The organism is Phormidesmis sp. 146-20 (assembly GCF_052939475.1).
This window is the reverse complement of sequence record NZ_JBJPHT010000002.1, coordinates 177,232-189,028: the sequence shown is the minus strand read 5'-3', so window position 1 is coordinate 189,028 and position 11,797 is coordinate 177,232. Positions and strand designations below refer to the sequence as shown.

Sequence of the window (11,797 nt, the reverse complement as noted above, 5' to 3'; positions counted from 1 at the left end):
TTGGACAGAAGACATTGGACAGAAGACATTGGACAGAAGACATTGGACAGAAGACATTGGACAGAAGACGTTAGACATTATTAGACATTAGGAGATCTGTCGTAAAGACTTGCCGAAATTTAACTGCGTAGCGTCTCGATCGTGATGTGAGCAATGTTCACCCTGCGGTTGGTAAGTTGTTTGGGGGAATGACCTTAGACAGAAAATCAAAGACCTGCCTCCAGAGTCTAAAGTCCGATATTCAACGTCCAAAGTCTTTCGCCGATCTTTTCACTTACCAGTGTATTTCCTGCAAGGTTGAGGTGAATGTGATCTTGGTAGAGCGTTTCAGGCTGATTGGCTGCATTGAATAAGGGCAAAAAGTCGAGATAAGTGATCGCTTCAGATTGAGTAAATTCTATGAGTCGCTGACGGGCTTTGACTTCGTAATCGCGCGATCCGGGTTGACCGATTTCTCGCAGCAAGGGAGTCATCACTAAAAGAAACTGCGCCCCGCTCTGCTTGACGAGAAGATGAATTTGCCGAATGGCTTCTAGATTTGCGCCGACTCGATCGCCCCCTTCTGCATAAACTGCCTTCAATTCCTCGGACACAGGAGGCGGCGGTAAAAAGCGATTGAACGCTTCGATCAGGGCCAGAGGCGGTTTGCGATCGGGATAGTTGCGATCGTGTCCCACGGGTAGAGGGGTCGGAGCCGTGGCAAATAAATCGTCTGTGTTGATTACCAGCACAACTGCCTGAGCGTCAAAAAGTCCGAACTGCTTGAGATACGCTAATTCATTGCGAGGGGCCCAGGAGTTGGCGGAAGCGTTGAGAACTTCGAGGGGAACGCTTTTGGAGGATCTAAGCCAGGTTGCCAGCATTTCTGACAAGGTGTTGGGTTGATCTGTCCACCAGCCGCCATTGACGATCGAGTCTCCAATCATCAAAATTCGCAGCGTTGCGTCGGGGCGCTTGGTTGAAATGGAATCGCTCCGCATCGAGAACTCATTGATCTCAATCCGATTGCCAAAGCGTCGGACTTTTTGATTGGGCGCTAACAAGTAGCCAATGTGGGGATCAGCTAAATAAAGTAGTGGATCACCAAACCCAAACAAAAGCCGCAGGGCAATTTCTAACAGGATCAGGAGTACCGTCACGAGTAGGAAAGCGACCCCTTGCGGGTAACTCAGAGAGAGCGACACAAGTTTCAGCACATAGATGACGAGTGAATTTGCTTTTCTATCTTGACCTGTGCGGTAACATCCGTCTTCCGTAGCGTGGTTTGGAATTATGAGAATTGAATTGATAAATATTCACAGCCAGCGTTGATTAGATTACTAGAACTAATCAAATACAAAAGATAAAATAATGCTTGAGAAAGAGGGTGATCCTTCATTTCGTCACTACCTTGGGAGTGAAATTAGTTACACACTTTTTAGACACTACTGGAGCGTGCAATCATGTCAGACCTGAACCGTGGCATCATGAAATTTGAAGGGGCAGATAGTCCCGCTGCAATCACTGTGTCGTCTGTGGTCATTCTTGGCAGCATTGCTGTTTTGATTCTTTGGGCTTTGCATTCTGCCTATATGGTGGGTTAGTGATTTGCTTTTGGCCGTTAGGATTGTGAAGTAAATAACCCATAATGGCTGGCGGTTAAAACCGCGCCTACAAGCACGAAGTCTGCCTTCGCAGACTAGGAAGATGGTTCAATCTGCGAAGGTGGCTTTGTTGAAATAGCCTTTTATGTTTTGTGTTCTATAGCAATCCGAAATCACTCGTGAAATGCAAAATTGATCGTGCCCCCTAAATCCCCCAAAATTGGGGGACTTTGAGCCGAGAGACTTCCTAAATTCCAAGATCCATTCCCAAGTTTCAAAGTCCCCCAGAATGGGGGATTTAGGGGGCGAAGCGAACTGGAACGGAGCGACAAAAATCTGCTCATGGCTCATTTAGGATTCCTATAGCTAACCCCCAAAAGTGAATGGTCTATTTTCCTTTGATTGGGTTGGCTCGACGCACTAAGGCATCTGCGGTGACGGCTAGTACCAGGACAGCCCCCTGAACAATGTTTTTGACGCTTTGTTCTTGATTGAGCAGATCTAAACCGTTGTCGAGACTGCCAATGATTAAAGCACCCAGCACAACTGCCCAAACAGAACCTCGTCCGCCAAACAAGCTGACTCCACCAATGACAGCGGCAGCGATCGCATTCAACAACAACGTGGCACTAATCTGAGTCGCAACAGCAGTACTGCGAGAGGTGAGCATAATTCCTGCGACCGCGGCCAGCGTCGATGCCAGCGTGAAGACTGCAATCTTCATGCCAATCACATTGATCCCGGCGCGACGAGCCGCTTCTTCATTACCGCCCACTGCATATAAGTGTCGCCCAAATCCAGTTTTGCGAAGAATCAGCCAGAACACCACAATCAAGCCCAGCGAAATCATCACCGCTTGAGGAACACCCTGATAGGACTGGAACAGAAACACCAATAAGAACACGAGCGCGAATACGGCGGCGACTTGTGAAATTAAGTTAGTCACTTTGCGAGTTCTCAATCCCGATCGAGCGCGTCGCCCTTGTTCATACCACAGACCCAAAGCGTATAAGCCTGCCAGCACAATGGGAAGACCCCAACTCAAAGCAGGATTGAGATAAGTCGGCGCTAACGATCGAATCACCGGATCTCGAACAATCAGCGTACTTTGGGCCCCCATGACAAGCAGCAGGAATCCGGCATAGCCGATCGACCCCGCCAATGTCACAATGAAAGAGGGAACGCGAAGAACAGCAACAAAAAAGCCATTGACCAATCCAATCACGGCTCCGGTTAACAACGCTGCTCCGATCGCTGAGGCCGCATTCCAGTTTTGGTAAACCGACAGCGTGGCCATCACAGCGGCACAGGCTTGAGCAACCGCCGCCAAACTTAAATCAATTTCGCCCAACAGCAACACCAACACCGCCGCAGTACTCAAAATACTGATGACAACAATTTGCTGAGTCAGGTTTGAGAGATTTCTGGCTTGTAGAAAAACACCGTTTGTTGTGAGTTGAAAGTACAGGGTGATGATTGCTAATGTGATCAGGACAGGGAGAAACCCTAAATCACCGCGAATCAGCGATCGCAGGCTAAACTTCTCTTTGGGTACTAAAGGCGCGATTTCAGCATCCCCGGTAGAAGGCTGTTGTTCGACGACATTTTCTCGATCGGTGGTGGGATTCGTTTGATCTGAACTTTTCATATCAATTCCTATTCATGAGTCAGGGGTTTGCGGTGGACGGCCCCCGTGATCGAAGCAACAATTTGTTCTGAAGTGCTGTTTTTGATATCGAAGGTGTCTGCTCGTTCTCCAAGCCGCATGACGACCACGCGATCGGCGACTTCAAACACGTCGCGCAGATTGTGAGAAATCACAACGACGGCCAATCCTTGCTGCTTGAGGCGCTTAATTAGATTCAACACTTGCAGCGTTTGAGCAACACCGAGAGCAGCCGTTGGCTCGTCTAACAACACGACTTTGGGATGACGCAAAATGGTTTTGGCAACCGCGATACACTGACGCTGACCGCCCGACAGAGCCGCCACAGGTCGCCGCACCGAGGGAATTTTGACATCAAGCGTCTTTAATACATCCAGGGTTTGCCGCTCCATTTCTGTCTCATCAAGAACTTTGAGAACGCCTGGAATGATTTGGCGATAAGCTTCACGACCCAGCCAGAGGTTGGCGACTACATCTAAATTGTCACAGAGGGCCAGGTCTTGATAGACGGTTTCGATTCCCAACCGAGTCGAGTCTTGGGGACTGGCGATCGCCACTTTTTGCCCATCAATGAGAATGTCACCCTGATCGGGAACATAGGCCCCAGACATAGTTTTGATCAGGGTCGATTTTCCGGCACCGTTGTCACCCACTAGCCCGACTACTTCACCCGCATAAACCTCAAAATCAACGTTTTTTAGGGCATGTACGCCGCCAAACGATTTGTTAATGTTGCGTAACTCCAGACGTGGCACTCGTTGCGGAGCGGCCCCGTTAGGAATGGTTGAGACTTGACTTTCCACAAATTTAACTCCCTTGTAACTCCCTAGATGCGATCGGACAGTTGACTTTCAGATTGAGATTATGAATTCGATTATTTTTTCGCTTCGGTGTCAAGCGTCTGCCTCCAACCCCACTCTGGGAAACTTTGAGACTAGATTCCCGGTTGAGAGGTCTTTACAGGTGGAGGATTTGAGGGGCTGTCAAGATTTTTAACCGCAGCAAACGTTTTCATCGAATTCATATTGTTTTAGCTTTTGCAGGTTCCGGTCGTGTCTCCGGTCAAACCATTGCAAACTTGGTCTTTGGTTAAGTAGCCATCAGAAATGACGGTTTGCTGTACGTTGGTTTTGTCAACCGCGATCGGAGTCACCAAAACAGAAGCAACTTGTCCGCCTGCTTTTGTCTGAGTTTGACCGTTGACGAGAGAGCCTGGATCAGTGCCATTACTCAGGGCAGCAACGAGTTGGGCGGTGGCTTGAGCTTCTTGGATGATCGGTTTATAGATAGTCATCGCCTGATCACCCGCCAGAATATTTTGAATTCCACTTAGCGTTGCATCTTGTCCGGTGACGAGAATCTTACCGTCTAGTTTTTGCGATCGCAGGGCTGCTACTACTGTATTCGCCATTCCATCATTGGCCACGTACGCAATCTGAACGTTGTTCTTTTCTTTAGTCAATACGCCTTCCATTAAAGATTGGGCGCGACCATTGTCCCAGTTAGGCGTGTATTGATCGAAGATTAGATTTACGTCTTTGTTATCGATCAGAGGCTGCAACGCTTTCATCGCACCTTCGCGAAATTGCAGCGCGTTGTTGTCGGTTTGGGAGCCGTTGATCATGACTAAGTTTGCGCCTTTTTTCAAGCCGTAAGCGCCTTTGCGAAACTGATCGACAATGTACTGTCCTTGCAGTTCACCGACTCGCACATTGTCAAATGAGACGTAATAGGCGGTGTCGGGATCTTGAATCAAGCGATCGTACGCAATCACAGGCACCTGACTCGCTTTGGCCCGCTGCACAATCACAGAGGCTTTTTCGCTGTCTTTGGGGTCAACAACCAGAATGCAGGCTCCTTTTGTCAAAACGGCTTCGGCCTGATTTTGTTGAGAGTCGGCATCATTGTTGGCGTTGGAGTATTGAATCGTCGCACCCGGAACTGCTTTCTTGATTTCCTGGTCTAGCAGGGGGCGATCGTAGGCTTCATAACGAGCCGAGGAGTCCGATTCGGGGAGTAGAACGCCGATATTTTTGCATCCCTTAGCAGCAGAAAACTTAGTTGCAGTTTCGTTGTTTGCAGCGTTGGTTGTCGTGTTGCCAGGTGTGTTGTTAGGCGTATTGTTTTGTGCAGTGTTTGTATTGCTACAGGCAGTAAAAAAGATAATTCCTACCAGCGGCAGAAATTTAGTCAGTTTTCTAATCGTATTCATGGAAAAGTTTTGAATCCTTGTGGTTCTCTGAAGTGTTGTTATATTGTGAGTTTAGCAGATATTTTTTTGTGTCTGTCAAATTGACTACCATTTTCAAAAAACTTTACGTTCTAAGATTAAGTTTTAACATAAAACCTGTGGGCAGAGATATTATTAGATCTGTGTTAAATCTATCTCCACCCACATGACAAACTTAGAACGAGAAGACCGTTCTCACGACACCAATCACAGTATCTTCGTTCGCTTCGTTAAATTCTGGATTGGTTACCCAAATGACACCCGGTGTAATCGAGATATTGTCGTTGAGGCGATGGCGGTAAAAGGCTTCTACGTGTAAAGAAGTATCACGATCGCGCTGTCCAATTCCTCCCGAAGACGAGGTGAGCTTGGGTTGTTGACCCACTAAAATGCCGCCCAGATTCCCCTGCTTTAACAGGTCAGGAAATGCCAGCGTAACTGCCCAGTTCCACACATCTCCATCGCCTCGGCCGACATACCGATGATTGGCATAGCCAACCCAACCCCCCAATGCAAACTTAGGCGACAGTTGAAAGGTGCCTGAAATACCATAGGCATTCACATTTACAGGAACGCCAAAATTGCTGTTGGACAAGTTGCTTCCGGTTGCGGTCAGGTTAAACTCGTTGCCCGGAGTCAGCGTGTCAAACGGAGTATAGGCATTGATGTAGGTGAAACCGATGCGTGAGGAAGTTCCCAGATTCAAAATAAACTGGGCTAGTGCGCCATATTGACCGTCAGTTAGACCGTTTTTGTCGGCTGGATTGTTTGCCACCGAAGTCAGATAAGCCAGGTTTAATTCACCTGCTGTCCCAAACTGGTGCCGAATCCCAATCCCTGCGCCGCCAGAGTAGTTGTAAATTGGGTTCCGTAAGGCAAACAGCGAAACGGCTCCACCATCAAAGTAAGGGTTTAACTGAGACGATGCATCCAAGTCCACAAAGCCATTTCCAGTACCAGCGAGGTAGACATTGGTATTGGCACCGATCGGGAATCGATAGCGCAACAAACTCAAGCTCACCTGATTGCGGCTGTCACCATCAAATTCAATGCGCCCCATGTTAGTGCCGAGAGTGCCCGATCCGACGACACCCGTGGGACTGGTCGGGTCAAACCGTGTCGCACCCAAGGGCGTAACGTTGTTAGCCTGCAATCGAGTCGTCAGCAAGTCTCTACCCGAAAAGCTAGTGTTGAGATTAAGCCGCACCCGATAGCCCAGGGTTGGGTTCTTTTCGACCTCTTGACCTGTGACCACATTGTCGCCCTGAAGGGGGCTAATCAAGCCGAAAATCACTTCTCCTTGCAGTTTGGTGGTGGTGGAGAATTGCTGGCTTTCTAGCGTCGCGGTGCGGGCTTCTAGTGCATCGACTCGTCCGCGAATGGTGGCTAGCTCGACTGAAAATTCTTGCTGGAGTCGCTGAAGGGTTGCCAGGTCTTCTTTTTTGACGAGATCGGCTGTCGAAGCAGCAATCAGTTCATTGACGCGATCGAGACAAGCATTCAGTCCAGCCGCGAATTCGTAGCGAGTCAGGGCGCGATTGCCGCGGTAGGTTCGGTCAGGATAGCCCGCAATACAGCCGTAGCGTTCTACGAGAGATTGCAGCGCCTGAAATGCCCAATCAGTCGGTCGCACGTCAGACAGTTGAGAAACAGAAGTAACCTGATCGATCGCCGTTGGTGTCTGAGCTAGAAGTTGCGGTTTGGTCGGCTGTAAAGCAGGATTCTCAACAGGTTGAGTGTGGTTAGGATTTGCAGCTTTCTCGATCCCTGAACGGGTTGTTTGTGCCAGAAGAGGCGAGGCGATCGTATCCGCAGACGTGGACTGAGTAATGTCCTTGGTCAGTTGAGCCTTCGGGACAGCCTGCAAATCTACGACTTTTTCGGCAGTTTTGAGCGGATTGACAGTGGGCAAATCGACAGCAGGCAAATCGGTAGAAGTCTGAGCGGCTCGAACGATCGCCGGAGACAACAAAGAAAGGGTTGCGGCGAGTGCGATCGAGTTGGCGAAAAATTGGTATTTCAAAATTCTTTCCTCACAGCTTGAATGAATATCCAAATTACAAAGTGGCACCGAGCTAGTCCGATGCCTGGGGGCAAAAAATAATGATTTCAGAATTAGCTTCAGTCCAAAGAAACCTCAACAGTTCTCAACTAGAAGTCCATCTGAATTTTGTTTTCAGCACCATGTTTTTCCAGCACAGTGCAAAGTGAGCGAACTATAGAGCAACGCTAAAGAACTTTTAAGTTCAGTCGATCGAAGTGAGGTTGAGCGTCGAATTAGTCTTCTCTACGATGCCTTCGGCACTTCTGTTATTTCTAATACATTTAGATTAATTTGTTTTAGGCTTTATTCTCCTCTGCCACAGGATAGAGGTGATTGCAAAGAATAAATGTAAAGAAGAATCTATCAAACTGTAAAGCCCTCCTGAACGACTATTTGAAAGTTTGAGACTCAAAATCGTTCATAAGGAGTAGCTAGAAAAAGATCAAATTCTTTATGGTTAATCGACCTTCAATTGTTAAGAAAAATGACTAAAGTGGCGAAAAAGAAGGCGGCTAATTTCCAATTTGAATGGTTAAGATTTCTACTAGATTACGCTGCTTAAATTTATATGAGTAGGGCTGTTTTCGTAGCAATTCTTATTAGTGAGCCTTTCTGAATCTGATTATTCAATTGTAAAATAATCCTACTCTATGTATTGTCGAATTTTGATTATCTGAAGCGTTCTCGATCGCAGGCGAGACCCTGGACATCTTCCCTAGGCCCCCTTAAAGAAGTCAGTAGATTGCATAGAGTTTTGGCGTTGCTGATTGGAGAGATGAATCTGTGGGAAGTGTCCATCTTTTCGCCCCCTAAATCCCCCAAATTGGGGGACTTTGAACCTTGGGTTTCCCGCCGCTTTGGGGCAATTCATCCCTTGATTCAGCAACGCCAGAGTTTTTAGGAGGCTGCTGGGGTAAATTGCAGTTGGCGCGCACTGCCATCATCTTTAAAGTGTTGTTCACCTACGCCCACACATTCGACAGTGATTTCTCGATCGCTTGGTTTCCAGTTTCCCTGCCTCGCCTCAATTTGAACGGTAGTTTCTTGAACTCGATAGGTCGTCGTTGACCAGGCACCCGATCGATACTCAAAACTGTCCCCATCATCTTCGTACAGTGTGAATTCACCCACACCGGGCCAAGTGTGAATCCGGAGGTGATCGATCGGGCGTTCATCCACGTATTGCATAATAGGTTGTAGCGGAATGATTGATCCGGCTTTAACATACAGTGGCATCCGTTCTAGAGGCGCGTCAGCAAGAATGTGAGTAGACCCTTGATAGCGATCGCCGCTCCACCAGTCGTACCAAACCCCCGCGGGCAAGTAGACCGATCGCGCCTCCACACCCGGACGACACACAGGGGCAGCCATCAACGCTGAACCCAACATAACTTGATCGTGAAGATGATAAGTTTTGGAATCGTGGGGATACTCATAAAGCAATGGTCGAAGGATAGCACTTCCTGTATTTGATGATTGCCAAAAAAGCGTATAGAGATACGGCAACAACTGATAGCGCAATTCAATCGAGTCACGACAAATTTGCTCGGTACGATCGCCAAATGCCCACGGTTCATGAGGCAATGACTTTAAGGCAGAATGTCCGCGCATCAATGGATAGAGCAATCCCATCTGCATCCATCGAGCAAACAATTCTGGAGTCGCATTCCCGGCAAATCCGCCAATATCCGCCCCCACAAATGTCACCCCTGACAGCGCCATATTACAGAGCATTGGCAGCGACATTTCCAAATGCTCCCACAGCGATTGGTTGTCCCCCATCCACACCGACGACCAGCGTTGAATTCCCGCAAATCCTGAACGAGTTAGCACGAACGATCGCTGATTTGGCCTCAGTTTTTCTAATCCCTGATACGCCGCTTGAGACATGGTTGAACCGTAGAGATTATGCGTTTCAGCATGAGTGCCGCCTTCTTGGGGTGGGCCTTGAGGGGCATCTAATGGAAAGGAAATCTTCTTGCCGCTGTCACCAAAAGGACGCTCATCCAACGTCGGCTCATTCATGTCGTTCCAGATGCCCGCCACACCCGCATCGGTGAGAATCTTTTGGCGATCGCCCCACCAGTCACGCACTTCAGGGCGCAAAAAGTCAGGAAACACCGATTTGTCAGGCCACACATAGCCATACACTAAGTGTCCATCCGTCGTTCTCACAAAGTAATCGTTCTGCAATCCTTCGTAATAAATTTTGTATTCACCGTCCGGTTCATATTTCACACCTGGATCAACGATCGTAACGGTCTTGAATCCATTTTGCTGCAACTCCCCAATCAGTTTCGCGGGGTCAGGAAAACGAGTCGGACTCCAGGTGAAAACGCGATAACCCTGCATATAGTCAATGTCGAGATGAATGACATCACAGGGAATCTTGCGATCGCGAAACTCTTTAGTCAGCCTTCGTACCACATCTTCTGATTCATAGCTCCAGCGACATTGGTGATAGCCCAGCGCCCACTTTGGCGGTAGGGGCATCCGTCCGGTTAGCTGGGTGTAGGTGTCGAGAATCTGGGCGGGTGTCGCACCGTAAATGATGTAATAGTCAAGTTCTGAACTGTGCGCCAACATCTGCCAGACATCAGGTTTAGTGGCTCCCAGATCAAATTCGCTCCAATAGGTCACGTTGAGAAAAATCCCGTAAATCAAGCCAGGACGCAGCACCGTAAAAAAGGGAATTGCCTGGTACATTTCGTTGTCGATCGACGTGTAATCCAGCGCATCCACCGTCCAGTTTGTTTTGATCTGCGATCGCTTGTCTAACAGTCCCGTACGTTCGCCAAATCCATAAAAGTGGTCTTCAACTTCAATTGTTTTCCGGGCGGCAACCTGCCCAACTCGCCAGCCCATCCCCATTTCAGCATCTTGTGCAAATGGCTGTCCATTGGCATCGTAGTAGCTAATTCGACAAGGACGACGCTGAATTTTGACTCGAATCTGATCAGTTTTGATCTCAATCGACGCATCAGTTTGTTCAACATCAAACGGTGTTTTTTCCCACTGATCGTCTGCTTGATTGACGGCCCACGATCGCTGCGGCAAAAACTCCCCCTGAGCCGCCATTCTCACTCTAATCAAAGTTGGAGACAACACACTCAGCTTGAGATGAACGTCACCACAGTCTAGATTAATGTAGCGATCGTCAACTTCAACACTCTGAACATCTGCGATCGTGTTCCACGGTTGATTAGTCTGAGGCAGTTTTCCAAAAACTTGAGGCATGGGAAAGGTAATAAGGGATAAAAGTTAGCCTTTGAGCAGAGATTCTGTGCCGTCGATCCAGATTTCAGTCCCAGAGATATGACTGGAGGCATTAGAGGCTAGAAATAAGACTAGCTGGGCGACTTGTTCAGAGGTTCCGGGTTCTCCATCAGTAAGAGGAATCTTCCCTTCAGGAAATTCGACAGGTTCTTTGATCGATTCTAGATTGCGTTGTTCCGTGTTATTGCTAATCTCAGTTTCGATCGCTCCTGGACAGATCACATTGACGCGAATTTTGTATCTCGCCAACTCTAACGCAACCATTTTAGTAAATGCAACTTGTCCTGCTTTAGAACAAGAATAAGCGGTCGCGCCAGTGTTGCTAAAAATTCGCGTTCCATTCACCGAAGCAGTCACAATGATAGAACCGCCCTGTTGTTTTAAGTAAGGTACGGCGTATTTAACCGTAAGAAACGTTCCTTTGAGATTAATGTTTAAGGTTTTGTCCCACTCTTCGGGTGAAAGTTCCTCGATCGCAGCCCACACGCCATTAATTCCAGCATTCGCAAACACGATGTCAATTTTGCCAAATTCCTGTGCTATTTTGTCGATCGCCTGCTTGACCTGATCTGGTTGAGAAATATCTGCGATCGTGGTTATTGCCTTGCCGCCTAGCTTTTGGATTTCGTCGATCGTTTGTTGACTGTCTTCAGGAGTGCGGTCAATTGCGCCAACAACGGCACCTTCTTGAGACAACAAAAGGGCTGCGGCTTTCCCAATTCCTGACCCGGCTCCTGTGATGACGGCGACTTTTCCGGTTAGTTGCATAATGTGCTCCTTTTGGGGGGATGAGGGATGAGGGATGAGGGAGAACTTTATTCCGCTTTGGGAGGAGGGATAAAATTGCTAGATTCGATCGCTTTCTTCGGATACATGGTCTGCATACGAGATCGCGGTTCCTCCATAGTGTCAAATCGCTGCCGCTACATCCTCAATCGAATCAGTAGGCAATCCGTTAACGACGACTTTCGCGCCTTCTTTAGTAAACTTGTGATCGC

General features: G+C 48.1%; 8 protein-coding genes. 1 reads left to right on the top strand and 7 read right to left on the bottom strand.

Features of this window, described 5'->3' with window-relative positions; translation table 11 throughout:
- Positions 1–227 precede the first annotated feature (227 nt).
- Positions 228–1,196: an SGNH/GDSL hydrolase family protein gene (locus tag ACKFKH_RS03000; protein ID WP_446856745.1), complete on the bottom strand. Its 969-nt coding sequence runs from the start codon at positions 1,194–1,196 to the stop codon at positions 228–230.
- A 246-nt stretch (positions 1,197–1,442) separates the two neighbouring features.
- On the opposite strand from ACKFKH_RS03000, the gene ACKFKH_RS02995 reads away from it, so the two are divergent.
- Entirely contained in the window at positions 1,443–1,583 is a 141-nt protein-coding gene (locus ACKFKH_RS02995) for a hypothetical protein (protein WP_446856744.1), read from the top strand.
- A gap of 388 nt (positions 1,584–1,971) precedes the next feature.
- Here the strand turns inward: ACKFKH_RS02995 and ACKFKH_RS02990 are convergent, their stop codons facing one another.
- The 6 genes from ACKFKH_RS02990 to ACKFKH_RS02965 form a co-directional block, all read right to left on the bottom strand.
- Entirely contained in the window at positions 1,972–3,231 is a 1,260-nt protein-coding gene (locus ACKFKH_RS02990) for a sugar ABC transporter permease (RefSeq protein ID WP_446856743.1), read from the bottom strand.
- Between the two features lie 8 nt (positions 3,232–3,239).
- Complete coding sequence (locus tag ACKFKH_RS02985; protein ID WP_446856742.1) at positions 3,240–4,052, bottom strand: ATP-binding cassette domain-containing protein; 813 nt, start codon at positions 4,050–4,052, stop codon at positions 3,240–3,242.
- Positions 4,053–4,279: 227 nt separating this feature from the next.
- On the bottom strand, positions 4,280–5,461 hold the full coding sequence (locus ACKFKH_RS02980) for a sugar ABC transporter substrate-binding protein (RefSeq protein ID WP_446856741.1): 1,182 nt from the start codon (positions 5,459–5,461) through the stop codon (positions 4,280–4,282).
- 193 nt (positions 5,462–5,654) lie between these two features.
- Positions 5,655–7,502: an iron uptake porin gene (locus tag ACKFKH_RS02975; protein WP_446856740.1), complete on the bottom strand. Its 1,848-nt coding sequence runs from the start codon at positions 7,500–7,502 to the stop codon at positions 5,655–5,657.
- 918 nt (positions 7,503–8,420) lie between these two features.
- Entirely contained in the window at positions 8,421–10,760 is a 2,340-nt protein-coding gene (locus ACKFKH_RS02970; protein ID WP_446856738.1) for a glycoside hydrolase family 31 protein, read from the bottom strand.
- Positions 10,761–10,784: 24 nt separating this feature from the next.
- Positions 10,785–11,567: an SDR family oxidoreductase gene (locus ACKFKH_RS02965; protein WP_446856737.1), complete on the bottom strand. Its 783-nt coding sequence runs from the start codon at positions 11,565–11,567 to the stop codon at positions 10,785–10,787.
- Between the last annotated feature and the right edge of the window lie 230 nt (positions 11,568–11,797).

Excerpts from the sequence above, each read along its gene's own strand:
- ACKFKH_RS02995 (WP_446856744.1), top strand. The coding sequence starts at position 1,443 with ATGTCAGACCTGAACCGTGGCATCATGAAATTTGAAGGGGCAGATAGT.
- ACKFKH_RS02990 (WP_446856743.1), bottom strand. The coding sequence starts at position 3,231 with ATGAAAAGTTCAGATCAAACGAATCCCACCACCGATCGAGAAAATGTC.
- ACKFKH_RS02980 (WP_446856741.1), bottom strand. The coding sequence starts at position 5,461 with ATGAATACGATTAGAAAACTGACTAAATTTCTGCCGCTGGTAGGAATT.
- ACKFKH_RS02970 (WP_446856738.1), bottom strand. The coding sequence starts at position 10,760 with ATGCCTCAAGTTTTTGGAAAACTGCCTCAGACTAATCAACCGTGGAAC.
- ACKFKH_RS02965 (WP_446856737.1), bottom strand. The coding sequence starts at position 11,567 with ATGCAACTAACCGGAAAAGTCGCCGTCATCACAGGAGCCGGGTCAGGA.